Genomic DNA, 16,009 nt, shown 5'->3' with positions numbered 1-16,009 from the left:
ACATGGAAGCAACCGTGGAAGTCACCGGCCTGCGCAAGCGCTACGGGCCGACCACCGCACTGGACGGGATGACGTTCACCGTCAGGCCCGGACAGGTCACCGGTTTCGTCGGCCCCAACGGCGCCGGCAAGTCCACCACGATGCGGGTCATCCTCGGTCTGGACACGGCCGACGAGGGCACAGCGCTGATCGGAGGTCAGCCGTACCGGAACCTGCGGAACCCGCTGAACCACATCGGGGCGCTGCTGGACGCCGCCGCACTGCAGCCGGGCCGGACCGCCCGCAACCATCTGCTGTGGCTGGCCCACTCGCAGGGCCTCGGCGCGCGGCGGGTCGACGACGTCATCGAGCAGGCCGGTCTGGGGCCGGTCGCCGGGCGCCGGACGGCGGGCTTCTCGCTCGGCATGCGGCAGCGCCTCGGGATCGCCGCCGCACTGCTCGGCGACCCGCCGGTGATCATGCTGGACGAGCCGTTCAACGGCCTGGACCCGGAAGGCATCGTGTGGATGCGCGACTTCCAGCGTGCGCTGGCCGCACAGGGCCGGGCGGTGCTGCTGTCCAGCCACCTGATGAGCGAACTGCAGGACACCGCCGACCATCTGGTGGTGGTCGGACGCGGCAGGGTCATCGCCGACACCAGCGTGCGCGAGCTGATCGGGACCGCGTCCGGCGACCGGGTCACGCTGCGGACCTCGGCACGGTCGGAGGCGATGACGGCGCTTGCGTACGCCGGAGCCACCGTGGCGGCCACCGACCGCGACACCCTCACCGTCTCCGGGCTGGCGGCGGAGCACGTCGTGACGCTGCTCGGTGAGAGCGGGGTGCCGTTCTCCGAAGTGTCCGCGCACCGCGCGACACTGGAGGAGGCGTACATGGAACTCACCCGGGACGCGGTCGAGTTCCGCGCCGCGGCGGCCGAGGAGCCGGCCCGATGACCCTGACCACGACGTCGTACCGCTCCGGGACGCCGGCTGTGCACGCCGGGTTCGCTCAGCAACTGCGGGCCGAGTGGACCAAGTTCCGTACGGTACGGGGCTGGGTCGCCGGACTCGCGGCCGCGGCGCTGGTGATCGTACTGATCGGGCTGATCGGCGCCCACACCGAGCGGCCCACCTGCGAGGATCCGAACCAGCCCTGCACCGGTGCCAGGGGTCCGGGCGGCGAGGCCGTGACGGACCGGTTCTACTTCGTGCACCAGCCGCTGACCGGGGACGGCAGCATCACCGTACGGATCACGTCGCTGGCCCCGGAGGGTGCGAAGGGCGGGCTGCCGCCGTGGGCGAAGGCGGGGATCGTCCTGAAGGCGGGCGACCGGGCGGGGTCGGCATACGCGGCCGTCATGGCCACCGCGGGGCACGGCGTGCGGATGCAGCACAACTACACGCACGACACAGCCGGTGCGCCCGGCACCGTCTCCGCCGCGTCCCCGCACTGGCTGCGGCTGACCCGGACCGGGGACACGGTGACCGGCTACCGGTCGGCCGACGGGGCGCGCTGGACCGCGGTCGGCACCGCACGCCTGACCGGACTGCCGTCGCAGGTGCAGGCCGGGATGTTCGCCGCCTCGCCACCCGCCACGGAGTCGACGAGCCAGAAGTTCGGCGGGCTGAGCAACCGCGGGGCGCCCACCCGGGCCACCGGGGTCTTCGACCACGTCGCTCTCAGCGGCACGGAGTCCGGGGACGCGGCGTGGCACGGCGAGCAGATGGGCGGACCCGCCGATGACTTCGCGTCGGACGGCACGTTCCGCCGGGCGGACGACACGTTCACCGTCACCGGGTCCGGCGACATCGCACCGGCCGTGGGCGGCCCCATGACCGCGGGCGGTCAGACCATCGAGCGCAGCCTGGCCGGCACGTTCGTCGGGCTGATCCTGGTGATCGTCGTCGGGGTGACGTTCATCACCGCGGAGTACCGGCGCGGACTGATCCGCACCACCCTCATGGCGAGCCCGCGGCGGGGCAGGGCGCCGGCCGCGAAAGCCGTCGTCCTCGCCGCCGTGACCTTTGCGGCCGGGCTGCCCGCCGCGGCGGCGGCGGTGCTGCTCGGTGAATGGCTGGTGCGCCCCGGCGGCTTCGACTTCCCGGTCGGCTCGCTCACGGAGCTGCGGGTGGTCGCCGGTACGGCGGCCCTGCTCGCGGTCACCGCGGTGCTCGCCATGGCCGTCGGCACCGTACTGCGGCGCAGCGCCGGGGCGGTCACCCTGGTGTTCGCGGCGATCGTCCTGCCGTACATCCTCGCGACCGCCTCGATCCTGCCCGCGGGGCCCTCGCAGTGGCTCCTGCGTGTCACCCCGGCAGCGGGCTTCGCCATTCAGCAGAACATGCCGCAGTACGCGCAGGTGGACAGCGACTACACACCGGCCTTCGGCTACTTCCCGCTGCCGCCCTGGGGCGGATTCGCGGTGCTGTGCGGGTGGACGGCTGTCGCGCTGGGCGCGGCGGTGTTCATGATGCGCCGGAGGGACGCATGAAGCAGACCCTGCACGCGGAGTGGACGAAGCTGCGCACCGTGACGGCCCCGGGGTGGCTGCTCCTTGCCCTTGTCGTGCTCACGGTGGCGGTCAGTGCCGCGACGGCTGCCGCCGCCGAGTGCCCGTCGACGGGCTGTCACCAGGACGTCGCCAGGCTCAGTCTGGCCGGGATCCATGTGGGGCAGACGGTCGTCGCCGTCCTGGCCGTGCTGGTGATCAGCGGCGAGTACAGCACGGGGATGATGCGCACGACGCTGATGGCGACACCGCGCCGGTCCACGGTCCTGGCCGCGAAGTCGGTCGTCCTCACAGGGGTGGTGCTGGTCGCCGGGGCGGTCGCGGTGTTCGGATGCCTGCTGGCGGCGGGGCTGATCCTGCCGGGCAACGGTTTCACGACGGCGCAGGGCCAGGCGATGCCGGCCCCGGCCGACGGTCCGACGCTGCGCGCGGCGGCCGGGTCGGTGCTGTACCTGGTGCTGATCGCCCTGCTGGCCCTCGGCACCGCCACCGCGGTCCGGGACCCGGCGGCGGCGGTCGGCGTCGTACTCGGCCTGCTCTTCGTCCTCCCGATCCTCACGCAGCTGGTCACCGACCCGGACTGGCACCGTCACCTGCAGCAGATCGCCCCGATGACGGCGGGGCTCGCCATTCAGTCGACGACCGGTGCCGACAGCCTGCCCATCGGGCCGTGGGCAGGGCTGGGAGTGCTCGCGGGATGGGCCGTGGCCGCGCTCCTGGGAGGGGGACTGGTCCTGAGGCTTCGGGACGTGTGAGCCCCCGGCGCCGGACCGGCTACGCCACCTCGCGCGCCACCGGTGCCCGGCGGCACCGCCCTGCCGCAGCCGCCGCCAGGCGCCCGAGCGCCTCCTGCTTCCCGCAGGGGTGAGCGCCCAGCGCCGTCTGCCGTGCCACGATCCGCCGCTCCGCGCGCATCAGCCGCCACCCCCGTCGCAGCAGGAACGGCACGGACTTGCGGCCCTCGCGCAGATCCCGCAGCAGCCGGCGCCGGAACGTCGTCGTCGGGCGGCCGCGCAGGCACAGCGCGTCCGCCAGGACACCCAGTTCCTGGCATCGCTCGACTATGTCCGCCGCGAAGACGCCCTCGGCCACGAAAAGCGGCGTCCGCTCGATGTGGAGCGCCTCGCGGTCGATCCGGGAGCTGGTGGCGATGTCGTACACCGGGACGTTCGTACGCCCCGTGCGGCACAGCTCCGTGATGGCGGCGACCGCCGCGTCCGCGTCCCAGGACTGTGCGGAGTCCCAGTCGATGTCCGAACTGCCCGGGACCAGCGGCAGTGTGGGGTCGTCGCCCTCCTTGTAGAAGTCGTCCAGGCGCAGCACCGGGAGGTCGGTGCGGGCGGCCAGGGAGGACTTGCCGGAGCCGGAGGGGCCCGCGAGCAGCACGACGCGGGTCGGGATCGGTTGGGAACTCACAGGACACGAGTGTGAGGCATCGTCCCGCGCAGGGGATCCCCCGGTGCCCGTGTTGGTATCCAGCATCACACCTCAACTACTCTACGCGTACAGATGATTACTCGATCGGTATCGATCAGGTGGGAATTCCATGGCACGTCATGCACTTTCCAGGTCCCGGCGCCGCGCGCTGCTGCGCGCAGGTCTGACCGTCACCGCGATGGGCGCCGCGCTCGGTGCGGGGGGTGCGGCGGCCCACGCGGCGCCGCTGCCCATCGCTCCGGCCTCGGGCGCCGACAGCAGTCTCGACGCGGTCGGTGAGGCGACTGGGGGCGCGGTGACCGGGGCGCTCGGGCACGGGGTCTCTCCGGTCACGAACCTTCAGCTCGACCCGCTGGCCAAGACGGGTGTGGACCCGCTGGCCAACGGGGTGGGGACACAGATCGGCGACTTCAAGCCGGTCACCACGGGCATCGTCACCGAACCGCTGAGCGGCGGTGGTGCGCTGAACGACCTGCCGTTGGTGGGGCAGGTGACGGGGCCGGCGCACGGCTGATCCCCGCACACAGGGCTGCGGCCCGCCCCTCCGCAGTGTTGCCGGAGGGGCGGGCCGCAGTCGCGTCGGTCAGTAGGAGGAACCCGAGACGCCGAGCGCGCCCGTGGGGTGCCAGACCGTCTTGGTCTCCAGGAAGGCCGTCAGGCGGTGCGTGCCCGGGTCGGCCGACCAGTCGTCTCCGTCCACAGCCTGTGGACGATCGGAGCTCTGCGCTTCCTTCTCGGGGTGGTGGCGGGAGACGGGTGGGCGGAGAACTCGCTTCAGGTTGTCCGCTGCCGCGATCTCCAGCTCCTTCGCCAGATCGGCGTCGGCGCCCGTGAGATCGATCGCGTTCACGTCCTGGTGGGACGCGAGCGGGGCCGCGAGCTCCGCCGTCTTCCCGGACAGGATGTTCACCACACCGCCCGGCAGGTCGGAGGTGGCCAGCACCTCGCCCAGGGACAGCGCCGGGAGCGGGGCGTCGGCGGACGCGATGACGACCGCCGTGTTGCCGGTCGCGATCACCGGCGCGACGACGGAGACCAGGCCCAGGAACGACGACTTCTGCGGCGCGACGACCGCGACCACGCCCGTCGGCTCGGGCGTGGACAGGTTGAAGAACGGGCCCGCGACCGGGTTCGCCCCGCCCACGATCTGGCCGATCTTGTCGGTCCAGCCCGCGTACCAGACCCAGCGGTCGATCGCCGCGTCCACGACGGCCGCCGCCTTGGACTTCGACAGCCCTTCCGCGTCCGCCACTTCCCGTACGAACTGGTGCTTGCGGCCCTCCAGCATCTCCGCGATGCGGTAGAGGATCTGGCCGCGGTTGTACGCCGTCGCGCCCGACCAGCCGCCGAACGCCTTGCGGGCAGCCACGACCGCGTCCCGTGCGTCCTTGCGGGAGGCCTGCGGGGCGTTCGCCAGCCACGTGCCCTTGCCCGCCGCGTCAGCGGCAGATGTCTTCGCCGTCACCTCGTACACCCGGCCGCTCTCGGAGCGGGGGAACTTGCCCCCGACGTACAGCTTGTAGGTCTTGAAGACACTCAGACGGTTATCGGACATCGAGGTACGCCTCCAGGCCGTGACGGCCGCCTTCGCGGCCGAAGCCCGACTCCTTGTAACCGCCGAACGGCGAGGTCGGGTCGAACTTGTTGAACGTGTTGGCCCAGACGACGCCCGCCCGGAGCTTGTTCGCCACCGCGAGGATGCGGGAGCCCTTCTCCGTCCAGATGCCGGCCGACAGGCCGTACTGGCTGTTGTTGGCCTTGGCGACCGCCTCGTCCGGTGTACGGAACGACAGGACGGACAGCACCGGGCCGAAGATCTCGTCGCGGGCGATGGTGTGCGCCTGGGTGACGTTCGTGAACAGCGTCGGGGCGAACCAGTAGCCGGACGACGGGAGATCGCAGGGGGCCGACCAGCGTTCGGCGCCCTCCGCCTCGCCCGTCTCGACCAGCGCCGTGATCCGGGAGAGCTGCTCCTGGGAGTTGATCGCGCCGATGTCGGTGTTCTTGTCCAGCGGGTCGCCGAGGCGCAGCGTGGACAGCCGGCGCTTCAAGGAGTCCAGCAACTCGTCCTGGATCGACTCCTGGACGAGGAGGCGCGAGCCCGCGCAGCAGACCTGGCCCTGGTTGAAGAAGATGCCGGTGACGATGCCTTCGACGGCCTGGTCGATCGGGGCGTCGTCGAAGACGATGTTCGCGCCCTTGCCGCCCAGCTCCAGGGTGACCTTCTTGTCCGTACCGGCGACCTGGCGGGCGATCGCCTTGCCGACCGCCGTCGAGCCGGTGAAGGCGACCTTGTCGACGTCCGGGTGCTGGACGAGGGCCGCGCCCGCGTCCCCGTACCCGGTGAGGATGTTCACGACACCCTTCGGCAGGCCCGCCTGGCGGCAGATGTCCGCGAAGAAGAGCGCGGAGAGCGGGGTCGTCTCGGCGGGCTTCAGGACCACGGTGTTGCCGGTGGCGAGCGCCGGGGCGATCTTCCAGGCCAGCATCAGCAGCGGGAAGTTCCACGGGATGACCTGGCCCGCGACGCCGAGCGGGCGGGGGTTCGCGCCGTAGCCCGCGTGGTCGAGCTTGTCGGCCCAGCCCGCGTAGTAGAAGAAGTGCGCCGCGACCAGCGGGAGGTCCGCGTCGCGGGTCTCCTTGATCGGCTTGCCGTTGTCGAGGGTTTCGAGGACGGCGAGCTCGCGGGAGCGCTCCTGAATGATCCGGGCGATCCGGAACAGGTACTTGGCACGCTCGGAGCCCGGCAGCGCCGACCACTTCTCGAACGCCTTGCGGGCCGCCTTCACGGCCCGGTCGACGTCCGCGGCGCCGGCCTGCGCGACCTCGGAGAGGACCTCCTCGGACGACGGGGAGACCGTCTTGAAGACCTTGCCGTCGGCCGCGTCGGTGAACTCGCCGTCGATGAACAGGCCGTACGACGGTGCGATGTCGACGACCGACCGCGACTCGGGGGCGGGTGCGTACTCGAATGCAGATGCCATGGGGATCAGTCCACCGTCACGTAATCGGGGCCGGAGTAACGGCCGGTGCTGAGCTTCTGACGCTGCATCAGCAGGTCGTTCAGCAGGCTGGAGGCGCCGAAGCGGAACCAGTGGTTGTCCAGCCAGTCCTCGCCGACGGTCTCGTTGACCAGGACGAGGAACTTGATCGCGTCCTTGGAAGTGCGGATGCCGCCGGCGGGCTTCACGCCGATCTGCACCCCGGTCTGCTCCCGGAAGTCGCGCACGGCCTCCAGCATCAGCAGGGTGTTCGCGGGCGTGGCGTTGGTCCCGACCTTGCCGGTCGACGTCTTGATGAAGTCCGCGCCCGCCAGCATGCCGAGCCAGGAGGCGCGGCGGATGTTGTCGTAGGTGGACAGCTCGCCGGTCTCGAAGATGACCTTGAGGCGGGCGTCGGTGCCGTCGGCACGGGCGCACTCGGCCTTTACGGCGAGGATCTCCTCGTACACCTTGAGGTAGTGGCCGGAGAGGAAGGCGCCCCGGTCGATCACCATGTCGATCTCGTCGGCCCCGGCGGCCACGGCGTCGCGGACGTCCGCGAGCTTCACGTCGAGCGCGGCGCGCCCGGCGGGGAAGGCCGTCGCGACGGACGCCACCTTCACGCCGGAACCGGCCAGCGCGGCAGCGGCCGTCGCCGCCATGTCGGGATAGACGCAGACCGCGGCGGTGTGCGGGGTCGTGCGGTCGGTCGGGTCGGGATTGACGGCCTTGGCGGCGAGAGCCCGGACCTTGCCCGGGGTGTCCGCGCCTTCCAGCGTCGTCAGGTCGATCATCGAGATGGCGAGGTCGATGGCGTACGCCTTGGCCGTCGTCTTGATCGAACGGGTTCCGAGGGACGCGGCGCGCGCTTCGAGGCCGACGGCGTCGACGCCGGGCAGCCCGTGCAGGAAGCGGCGCAGCGCACCGTCGGACGCGGTGGCGTCGGAGAATGCGGGTGCAGTGGTGGGCATGGTCACCAGATGAGCATATCTACGCGCGTAGCGGCCTGTACAGGGGGGAGGGGTTACCGGCGTGGAGCGCAGTGCCCGTGCGGGTGCGGGGTGGCCGCTCCGGCAGGGCTCCCGCACGTCAGGCAGAATCGGCCTCATGACGAGTCCCACACCTCCCACCGAGCCGACCTACGCCGACCGGACCTTCCGGTCGCCCGCCGGGATGGTGGGCGGCGCCCTGCTGATCCTGCTGGTCGGCTGGCTCGGCGTGGATGCCCTGATCAGGGGTGACGGGCGGACGCCGTGGCTCGCCCTGGCCGGACTGCTGACGGCCGTGCCACTGATCGTCGCGTTCACGCTGCGACCGGTCGTGTCGGTGAACAAGGAGCGGATCCGGATCCGTAACCCGTTCCGGACGATCACGGCGCCGTGGCCGGCGGTCGCGGACGTGCGGGCCGGGTACTCCACCGAGCTGTTCACCCAGGACGGCGCGAAGTACCAGCTGTGGGCGGTGCCGGTGTCGCTGCGGCAGCGCAAGAAGGCGGCACGGCAGCAGTCGCGCCAGTCGCAGGACGATCCGTACCGGCGCACGTCGGTGCATGCGGATGTGCGGGACACGAAGGCGCGGATTGCTGGGGCGGACCAGGCAGTGGCGGATCTGCGCGAGATGGCTGAGCAGGGTGGGGGCGGCGCGGGTGGCGCCGGTGGCGCCGAGGCGGTCGTCGTGCGGTGGGCGTACGAGGTGATTGCGCCGTCGGTCGCAGGGGCTGTGCTGCTGGTGGTACTGCTGGCGCTGGGCTGAGAGCCTGTCGGGTGACCTCTGATCGGGCGGCCACGCCCTGGCACGCGCGCTTCCCGCGTTGCCGAAATATCCTCGTAGCTCCTTCCCCGAGCTCTCAGCTTCGTTCGAGCAGGGGAGACCCCATCCGAGGACATCCCGCCGCCTTGGAATCGCACGCACCAGACCGCGTCCGCTATCCGATCGAAGGTCACCCGACAGGCTCTGAGGGCTGTCCTGCTCATCGCCGGCGGGCGCACGACGACAGTTGCCCTTGAGACGGACCACCGGGTGAGCACCAGCCGCCCGAGCAGGCGTACGGCGGCGCAGTCGGCCAGGGCGGGCGCGGCGTCCGGGACCGCAGGGCCCGGCCCTCTGCGCCACCGCCTCCCGTGGCCGGCGGCTGCGCGGCACGGGAGGTGGGGACAATCGGGACAGCGGGGACGGCTCGGTGCGGGGACACCGGGCCAACCCTTTCCCGGCCAGAGCCGATGACCGGGAAGGCGGCGGAAGGCTGCGGCAACTGACGTACCCGATTCCTCCGCACGTACGAAGGGGCGCTTGTGCTCAGATGCCGGCGGCCGCCGACAGATCCCTCGTGATCCCCGCGAGGAGTTCGGCGCCCTTGGCCCGCGCGGTGGGCAGGTCGTCCGCCGAACCGACCGGCACCACGACCTCCAGGTAGCACTTGAGCTTCGGCTCGGTGCCGCTCGGCCGGACGATCACCCGGGCACCCTCCAGGTGGTAGCGGAGTCCGTCGGTGGGCGGCAACTGTTCCGTGCCCTCCGACAGATCCTCGGCCGAGGTGACGGCGAGCCCCGCGAGCGCGGTCGGCGGGGCCTCGCGCAGCCGCCGCATGGCGTCCGCGATGACCGACAGGTCCTCCACCCGGACCGAGAGCTGGTCGGTGGCGTGCAGCCCGTGCTCGACCGCGATGTCGTCGAGGAGATCGAGGAGCGTGCGCCCCTGCTCCTTGAGCACGGAGGCCAGCTCGGCGACGAGCAGTGCGGCCGTGATGCCGTCCTTGTCACGTACGCCGTCGGGGTCGACGCAGTAGCCGAGCGCCTCCTCGTACCCGTACCGCAGGCCGTCGACGCGGGCGATCCACTTGAAGCCGGTCAGCGTCTCCTCGTACCCGTTCCCCGCCTTCTCGGCGATCCGGCCGAGCAGCGACGACGACACGATCGACTCGGCGAAGACACCGGTGGCACCGCGGGCGACCAGATGGGCGGCGAGCAGCGCGCCGACCTCGTCGCCGCGCAGCATCCGCCAGCCGCCGTCCGCGGACGGGTCCGGGACGGCGACGGCGCAGCGGTCCGCGTCCGGGTCATTGGCGATGACGATGTCCGGGTGCGCGCGCCGGGCGGTGGCGAACGCGAGATCCATCGCCCCCGGCTCCTCCGGGTTCGGGAACGCGACGGTGGGGAACGCCGGGTCGGGCTCGGCCTGCTCGGCGACGAGTACCGGCTCCGGGAACCCGGCGCGGGCGAAGGCTGCGGTCAGGACGGACGTGCCGACACCGTGCATGGCGGTGTACACGACCTGGGCGGTACGCGGGGACCCGGCGTCGAGCACCGCGTCCGTGCGGGCCAGATAGGCGTCCAGGACCTCGTCGCCGAGGATCTCCCAGCCGCTCTCCGGCCGGTCCACGCCGGCCAGCGGGCCGACCGCGGCGATCGCGTCGGCGATCTCCCCGTCCGCCGGGGGCACGATCTGCGAGCCGTCGCCCAGATAGACCTTGTAGCCGTTGTCGCGCGGCGGATTGTGGCTCGCGGTCACCTCGACGCCCGCGACGGCGCCCAGGTGACGTATCGCATACGCCAGGACGGGGGTCGGGAGCGGGCGGGGGAGGACCGCCGCGCGCAGACCCGCACCCGTCATCACGGCCGCGGTGTCGCGGGCGAAGTCGGCGGACTTGTACCGGGCGTCGTACCCGATGACGACCGTGCCGTCGGTCTGCCCCTTCGCCTTCAGATAGGCGGCGAGCCCGGCGGCGGCGCGGATGACGACGGACCGGTTCATCCGCATCGGACCGGCCCCCAGCTCACCGCGGAGCCCGGCGGTACCGAACTGCAGCGTGCCGGCGAACCGTGCGGCGAGCGCGTCGAGGTCCTCGGCGTCGATGAGCTTGGCGAGCTCGTCGCGGGTCTCGGGGTCGGGGTCCTCGGCGAGCCAGGTCCTGGCCTGCGTGATGAGGTCCTGCTGCACGGTGTCCGCCTTTCTGCGGGGTGAGGTGTTTTCCGGGTGCGGGTGGGTGGCACGCCGCGCGGGGCCGTCCCGGGCGGCAGAAACCGCCCGCCGCAGGGCGACGCCCGGTCAGATGCGCTCGAGCACCCGCGCGAGCAACGACCCCATCCGGGTCGCCGAGTCCCGTCCTGCCTGCAGTACCTCTTCGTGGTTCAGCGGCTCCCCGCTCAGCCCGGCAGCCAGATTCGTGACGAGCGAGATGCCCAGCACCTCCGCCCCCGCCTCCCGCGCGGCAATGGCTTCGAGCACCGTGGACATGCCGACCAGGTCGCCGCCCATCACCCGGACCATGTTGATCTCGGCCGGGGTCTCGTAGTGCGGGCCGGGGAACTGCACGTACACGCCCTCTTCGAGGGTGTCGTCGACCTCCTTGCACAGCGCGCGCAGCCGCGGCGAGTACAGGTCGGTCAGGTCGACGAAGTTGGCGCCGACGATCGGGGACGCCGCGGTCAGGTTGATGTGGTCGCTGATCAGGACCGGCTGCCCGGGGCGCATGCCCTCGCGCAGACCGCCGCAGCCGTTCGTCAGGACGACGGTCTTGCAGCCCGCGGCGACAGCGGTACGGACCCCGTGCGCGACGGCGGCGACGCCGCGGCCCTCGTAGAAGTGCGTGCGGCCGAGGAAGACCAGGGCGCGCTTCTCGCCGAGCCGGTACGAGCGGATCGTGCCGCCGTGGCCCTGGACGGCGGGTGCCGGGAAGCCGGGAAGTTCGGTCACCGGGAACTCGGCCTCCGGAGTGCCGAGCGCGTCGCCCGCAGGTGCCCAGCCGGAACCCATCACGAGGGCGACGTCGTGGGTCTCGGCACCGGTCAGCTCGCGCAGGCGGGCAGCGGCGTCGGCAGCGGCGGCGTGCGGGTCGCCCTGGATGTTGTCCGGAATAACAGATGCGTTCACGCGGATGAGGGTAGCCGGTGATTCCCTACGCGCGTAGATGCCCCTGCGTAGAGTCTCCACGCGACTCTTTGTACTTTCACACAGAACCGGGCAGCGGCGCGGCCTCAGCAGGGGTGTTTGCGCAGCTCCATCACATAGTCGTGCGGTGCGCCCGCCGACTCGGCGGCGTCCGCGATCTCGCCCAGGTAGCGGGCGGACGGCAGCCCGCCCTCGTACCCGTTCAGCACGTACATCCAGGCCGGCTCCTCGCCGTCCAGGGTGTGCACCCGGACCCGCATCCGCCGGTAGATGTCGAGGCCGACACCCTCCCAGCGGTCCATGGAGTCCTCGTCCATCGGTGCGATGTCGTACAGCGCCACGAAGACCTGCGAGCGCGGCGCCTCCACCACTGTGGCCAGCGCGCCTTCCCAGCCCATCTGCTCCCCGCCGAAGGTCAGCCGCCAGCCGTTGAGCCAGCCCGTGCCGCGCAGCGGGGAATGCGGTGCGCGGCGCGTCATCAGCCGCGCGTCGAGGTTGCCGGCGTACGCGGCGTAGAGCGACATGGGGTCGAGGGTACGGGAGGTGACCCCAGGAGCGGCGATTCCTGTGAGGAAGACCCCGGCGGCGCCTCCGAGGAGAACCCGTGGAGGCCTCGGTGAGGGGTCCTCGCCGCGCCCCTTTCGCCGTCCTGGCTCCCGTATGGAGGGCCCCGGGGCGAAGCATGTTGGCGCGTGCGGGACAATGGAGTACGTACTGCATACCCCCGGGGTGATCCCCCGGACCCCCGGCCGGGGCGGCAGACGGCCGCGGGATGACATACGCGAGGCGGACTTTTTGTGACCCGGATCGTGATCATCGGCGGCGGACCCGGCGGCTACGAGGCGGCACTGGTGGGCGCCCAGCTCGGCGCGGAGGTGACCGTCGTCGACTGCGACGGCCTCGGCGGCGCGTCGGTACTCACCGACTGCGTGCCCTCCAAGACCCTGATCGCGACGGCAGAGGTGATGACCACCTTCGACTCTTCGTACGAGGAGTTGGGCATCATCGTCGCCGACGACACGCCGCACATCGAGCAGGCGGCGCGAGTGGTCGGCGTCGACCTCGGCAAGGTCAACCGACGGGTGAAGCGCCTGGCGCTCGCCCAGTCCCACGACATCACCGCCTCCGTCACCCGTGCGGGGGCCCGGGTGATGCGTGGCCGCGGGCGTCTGGAGGGCCTCCAGGCCGCCGACGGCTCCCGCACGGTCGTCGTGACCGCGGCCGACGGTACGGAGGAGAGGCTCACCGCCGACGCCGTGCTGATCGCGACCGGCGGCCACCCCCGGGAGATCCCGGACGCGCTCCCCGACGGCGAGCGCATTCTGAACTGGACCCAGGTCTACGACCTCGACGAGCTCCCCGAGGAGCTCATCGTGGTCGGCTCCGGTGTCACCGGTGCCGAGTTCGCCGGCGCCTACCAGGCACTCGGCTCCCGCGTCACGCTCGTCTCGTCCCGCGACCGGGTGCTGCCGGGCGAGGACCCGGACGCAGCCGCCGTGCTGGAGGACGTCTTCCGGCGCCGCGGCATGAACGTCATGGCGCGCTCGCGCGCCCAGGCGGCGAAGCGGGTCGGCGACCGGGTCGAGGTCACCCTCGCCGACGGCCGCGTGATCACCGGTTCGCACTGTCTGATGGCGGTCGGCGCGATCCCGAACAGCGCGGGCATGGGACTGGAGGAGGCCGGGGTCCGGCTCAAGGATTCCGGCCACATCTGGACCGACAAGGTCTCCCGCACCAGCGCCCCCGGCGTGTACGCGGCCGGCGACGTCACCGGCATCTTCGCCCTGGCCTCGGTCGCCGCGATGCAGGGCCGGATCGCGATGTACCACTTCCTCGGTGACGCGGTGGCCCCGCTGAATCTGAAGACCGTCTCCTCGAACGTCTTCACCGACCCGGAGATCGCCACCGTCGGCTACACGCAGGCGGACGTCGACTCCGGCGCGATCGACGCACGTGTGGTGAAGCTGCCGCTGCTGCGCAACCCGCGCGCCAAGATGCAGGGCATCCGGGACGGCTTCGTCAAGATCCTCTGCCGGCCCGGCACCGGCATCGTGGTCGGCGGCTGTGTCGTCGCGCCGCGGGCCAGCGAGCTGATCCACCCCATCTCGATCGCGGTGGACAACAATCTGACGGTGGAACAGATCGCAAACGCTTTCACTGTGTACCCGTCCCTGTCGGGATCGATCGCAGAAGTGGCACGGCAGTTGCACACCCGGAAGCGGGCCGGCGAGGCGTAGGAACCCGGCATTCCCCGGCAACCCCTGGCAACTCAGGCGAGCGGGAGGCCGTCGGACGATCAGCAGGGAACAACATCGGGGCCGCCTATATCACTTGGCGGCCCCTTGTGTGTACAACTTCTGTTATTCGGCGCAAACTGCTGAAAACTCTCGGGTGGTCACGTTACTGTCAGTTTCGTGTTCGCTGCAGAACGTCGTCAGTTGATCCTCGAAATGGTGCGCGCCAACGGGGCGGTATCGCTCCGTGAGCTCGCCCGCGTCGTCCAGACCTCCGAAGTGACCGTACGGCGGGACGTGCGGGCACTGGAGGCAGAAGGACTCCTCGACCGCCGGCACGGCGGTGCGGTTTTGCCGGGCGGTTTTACGCGGGAGTCCGGCTTTCCGCAGAAATCCCATCTCGCCACCGCGGAGAAGACGGCCATCGCCGACCTGGCCGCCGGTCTCGTCGAAGAGGGCGAGGCCATTGTGGTCGGAGCAGGCACGACCACGCAGGAGCTGGCCCGCCGGCTCGCGCGGATCCCCGGCCTGACCGTCGTCACCAACTCACTGCTGGTCGCCCAGGCGTTGGCCCACGCCAACCGGGTGGAGGTGGTGATGACCGGAGGCACCCTGCGCGGTTCCAACTACGCCCTGGTGGGCAGCGGTGCGGAGCAGTCGCTCCAGGGGCTGCGGGTGTCGCGCGCGTTCCTGTCCGGGAGCGGACTCACCGCGGAACGGGGGCTGTCCACGTCCAACATGCTCTCGGCGAGCGTCGACCGGGCGTTGGTGCAGGCCGCCGCGGAGGTGGTGGTCCTGGCGGACCACACCAAGCTCGGCTCCGACACGATGTTCCAGACGGTGCCCACGGACCTGATCACCCGTCTGGTGACGGACGAACCTCAGGCCCACGACGAGCGGTCCGCCACCGAGTTGCAGGCGCTGGCCGACCAGGGCGTACAGATCGTGGTGGCCGGGGCGGGGATGGGGCCGGTCGGGGCCGACTCCCACTCGTCGGGGCGCCAGGCGCGCCGCGACATGCCCCTGCCCGGTCAGCGGCGCACGCATGGCGGTCCGGGGCCACAACTGCGCAGCGCGGCTTCGGCCCTGACGGACCAGTCCCCGGGCGACCGGGCTCGCGTGGCGGACCTCCGGCGCCGCTGAGAGTGCCCGGCAGTAGGCTTCGCGGCGTCGCCCGCGCTGCCTACTGCCGGGCACTCTGAGAGCCTGTCGGGGCGCTGCCCCGAACCCCAGCGCTCAAGTGCCGGACGGGCTTGATGGGGCCGACGGAACCCGGCCCCTCAGGCGATTGAGGAGCAGTCTCAGCCCGTCGCCGCCCGCGGCCCCTTCAGCCCCTGCAACGTCAGCGTCAGCAGTCGCCCGGCCAGCGCCGGATCCTCCGGCGCCTGCTCCGCCGCCAGCGCGATCGCATTCGTCAGCTGCATCAGGTCGCCGATCGACACGTCCGCCCGTACCGTCCCAGTCGCCTGCGCCCGTGCGAGCAGCCGTGCCCCCGCCTCGCGCAGCGGCACGTTGCAGTCGGACAGGGCCGAAGTCTCGTCCCGCGACGTCGACATGAGTGCCTGCGCGAGCCCGCGGTACTCACCCGCATGGGTGATGATCGCGCCGAGCCAGTCCACCAGGCCCCCGCACGGATCGGCCTTCGCCAGGTCGTGGGAGCGGGCGAGCAGTGAGGCGACTGCTTCCTGGAACACTGCGCTCATCAGCGCGTGCCGGTTCGGGAAGTGCCGGTACAGCGTGCCGATCCCCACGCCCGCCCGGCGCGCGATGTCCTCCAGCGAGGCATCGGTGCCGTGCTCCGCGAACGCCGTACGGGCCTCGCACAGCAACCGGTCGTAGTTGCGCCGCGCGTCGGCGCGCATGGGCCGGCCCGGCGTCTGTGCCGTGCTCATCGCCATTGCGCAGTCCTCCCTTCTTCCGCCCCCGGGGTCCAGGATGCCATTGCGTAGACGTAGGCCTCCTCCCATGGTCGGGGCCGG

Annotated in this window: 15 protein-coding genes; 7 read left to right on the top strand and 8 right to left on the bottom strand. The window is 71.6% G+C overall.

Annotation, left to right across the window (positions count from 1 at the left end; all coding sequences use genetic code 11):
• Positions 1–2: 2 nt before the first annotated feature.
• Genes OG972_RS16325 through OG972_RS16315 form a run of 3 tightly spaced genes read left to right on the top strand, consistent with a single transcriptional unit; the run spans position 3 to position 3,246 of the window.
• Positions 3–935, top strand: coding sequence for an ABC transporter ATP-binding protein (locus OG972_RS16325; RefSeq protein ID WP_266982259.1), 933 nt, complete (start codon positions 3–5; stop codon positions 933–935).
• Positions 932–2,473, top strand: coding sequence for an ABC transporter permease subunit (locus tag OG972_RS16320; RefSeq protein WP_266982257.1), 1,542 nt, complete (start codon positions 932–934; stop codon positions 2,471–2,473). The genes OG972_RS16325 and OG972_RS16320 overlap by 4 nt, the downstream gene beginning before the upstream one ends.
• A complete protein-coding gene (locus OG972_RS16315) occupies positions 2,470–3,246 on the top strand; it encodes an ABC transporter permease subunit (RefSeq protein ID WP_266982255.1) in 777 nt (258 codons plus the stop codon). Before OG972_RS16320 ends, OG972_RS16315 begins: the two co-directional genes overlap by 4 nt.
• A 19-nt stretch (positions 3,247–3,265) precedes the next feature.
• Here the strand turns inward: OG972_RS16315 and OG972_RS16310 are convergent, their stop codons facing one another.
• Complete coding sequence (locus OG972_RS16310) at positions 3,266–3,973, bottom strand: uridine kinase (RefSeq protein WP_266982253.1); 708 nt, start codon at positions 3,971–3,973, stop codon at positions 3,266–3,268.
• 64 nt (positions 3,974–4,037) lie between these two features.
• On the opposite strand from OG972_RS16310, the gene OG972_RS16305 reads away from it, so the two are divergent.
• Entirely contained in the window at positions 4,038–4,442 is a 405-nt protein-coding gene (locus OG972_RS16305) for a hypothetical protein (protein ID WP_266982252.1), read from the top strand.
• A 69-nt stretch (positions 4,443–4,511) separates the two neighbouring features.
• On the opposite strand, the gene OG972_RS16300 is transcribed toward OG972_RS16305, so the two are convergent.
• From OG972_RS16300 to deoC, 3 genes are read right to left on the bottom strand one after another with little or no spacing between them, the layout of a single operon-like run.
• Positions 4,512–5,483 carry an aldehyde dehydrogenase family protein gene (locus OG972_RS16300; protein WP_266982250.1) on the bottom strand — a complete coding sequence of 324 codons (972 nt, stop codon included), beginning with the start codon at positions 5,481–5,483 and terminating at the stop codon, positions 4,512–4,514.
• Entirely contained in the window at positions 5,473–6,912 is a 1,440-nt protein-coding gene (locus OG972_RS16295) for an aldehyde dehydrogenase family protein (protein ID WP_266982249.1), read from the bottom strand. Before OG972_RS16295 ends, OG972_RS16300 begins: the two co-directional genes overlap by 11 nt.
• A gap of 5 nt (positions 6,913–6,917) precedes the next feature.
• Positions 6,918–7,880 carry a deoxyribose-phosphate aldolase gene (gene deoC / locus OG972_RS16290; protein ID WP_266990522.1) on the bottom strand — a complete coding sequence of 321 codons (963 nt, stop codon included), beginning with the start codon at positions 7,878–7,880 and terminating at the stop codon, positions 6,918–6,920.
• A 136-nt stretch (positions 7,881–8,016) separates the two neighbouring features.
• Between deoC and OG972_RS16285 the strand changes: the two genes are divergently transcribed.
• On the top strand, positions 8,017–8,661 hold the full coding sequence (locus OG972_RS16285; protein ID WP_266982247.1) for a PH domain-containing protein: 645 nt from the start codon (positions 8,017–8,019) through the stop codon (positions 8,659–8,661).
• Positions 8,662–9,204: 543 nt separating this feature from the next.
• Here the strand turns inward: OG972_RS16285 and OG972_RS16280 are convergent.
• From OG972_RS16280 to OG972_RS16270, 3 genes are all read right to left on the bottom strand, one after another.
• Positions 9,205–10,845, bottom strand: coding sequence for a phospho-sugar mutase (locus OG972_RS16280; RefSeq protein WP_266982245.1), 1,641 nt, complete (start codon positions 10,843–10,845; stop codon positions 9,205–9,207).
• Positions 10,846–10,953: 108 nt separating this feature from the next.
• Positions 10,954–11,778, bottom strand: coding sequence for a purine-nucleoside phosphorylase (locus tag OG972_RS16275; protein WP_266982243.1), 825 nt, complete (start codon positions 11,776–11,778; stop codon positions 10,954–10,956).
• A 104-nt stretch (positions 11,779–11,882) separates the two neighbouring features.
• Positions 11,883–12,320, bottom strand: a complete 438-nt coding sequence (locus OG972_RS16270) for a gamma-glutamylcyclotransferase (protein WP_266982241.1) — start codon at positions 12,318–12,320, stop codon at positions 11,883–11,885.
• Between the two features lie 273 nt (positions 12,321–12,593).
• Between OG972_RS16270 and OG972_RS16265 the strand changes: the two genes are divergently transcribed.
• Both OG972_RS16265 and OG972_RS16260 read left to right on the top strand, forming a co-directional pair.
• Entirely contained in the window at positions 12,594–14,033 is a 1,440-nt protein-coding gene (locus tag OG972_RS16265; RefSeq protein WP_266982239.1) for an NAD(P)H-quinone dehydrogenase, read from the top strand.
• 177 nt (positions 14,034–14,210) lie between these two features.
• Positions 14,211–15,173 carry a DeoR/GlpR family DNA-binding transcription regulator gene (locus OG972_RS16260; RefSeq protein WP_266982237.1) on the top strand — a complete coding sequence of 321 codons (963 nt, stop codon included), beginning with the start codon at positions 14,211–14,213 and terminating at the stop codon, positions 15,171–15,173.
• A 158-nt stretch (positions 15,174–15,331) separates the two neighbouring features.
• Here OG972_RS16260 and OG972_RS16255 read toward each other — a convergent pair whose 3' ends face one another.
• Positions 15,332–15,928, bottom strand: a complete 597-nt coding sequence (locus OG972_RS16255) for a TetR/AcrR family transcriptional regulator (protein WP_266982235.1) — start codon at positions 15,926–15,928, stop codon at positions 15,332–15,334.
• Positions 15,929–16,009: the final 81 nt, after the last annotated feature.

This window comes from Streptomyces sp. NBC_01669 (genome assembly GCF_026339735.1).
GTDB classification, from domain to species: Bacteria; Actinomycetota; Actinomycetes; order Streptomycetales; family Streptomycetaceae; genus Streptomyces; species Streptomyces yanii.
This window is presented reverse-complemented; position numbering and strand designations above follow the sequence as displayed.

Excerpts from the sequence above, each read along its gene's own strand:
- OG972_RS16325 (WP_266982259.1), top strand. The coding sequence starts at position 3 with ATGGAAGCAACCGTGGAAGTCACCGGCCTGCGCAAGCGCTACGGGCCG.
- OG972_RS16320 (WP_266982257.1), top strand. The coding sequence starts at position 932 with ATGACCCTGACCACGACGTCGTACCGCTCCGGGACGCCGGCTGTGCAC.
- OG972_RS16315 (WP_266982255.1), top strand. The coding sequence starts at position 2,470 with ATGAAGCAGACCCTGCACGCGGAGTGGACGAAGCTGCGCACCGTGACG.
- OG972_RS16310 (WP_266982253.1), bottom strand. The coding sequence starts at position 3,973 with ATGCTGGATACCAACACGGGCACCGGGGGATCCCCTGCGCGGGACGAT.
- OG972_RS16305 (WP_266982252.1), top strand. The coding sequence starts at position 4,038 with ATGGCACGTCATGCACTTTCCAGGTCCCGGCGCCGCGCGCTGCTGCGC.
- OG972_RS16300 (WP_266982250.1), bottom strand. The coding sequence starts at position 5,483 with ATGTCCGATAACCGTCTGAGTGTCTTCAAGACCTACAAGCTGTACGTC.
- OG972_RS16295 (WP_266982249.1), bottom strand. The coding sequence starts at position 6,912 with ATGGCATCTGCATTCGAGTACGCACCCGCCCCCGAGTCGCGGTCGGTC.
- deoC (WP_266990522.1), bottom strand. The coding sequence starts at position 7,880 with ATGCCCACCACTGCACCCGCATTCTCCGACGCCACCGCGTCCGACGGT.
- OG972_RS16285 (WP_266982247.1), top strand. The coding sequence starts at position 8,017 with ATGACGAGTCCCACACCTCCCACCGAGCCGACCTACGCCGACCGGACC.
- OG972_RS16270 (WP_266982241.1), bottom strand. The coding sequence starts at position 12,320 with ATGTCGCTCTACGCCGCGTACGCCGGCAACCTCGACGCGCGGCTGATG.
- OG972_RS16255 (WP_266982235.1), bottom strand. The coding sequence starts at position 15,928 with ATGGCGATGAGCACGGCACAGACGCCGGGCCGGCCCATGCGCGCCGAC.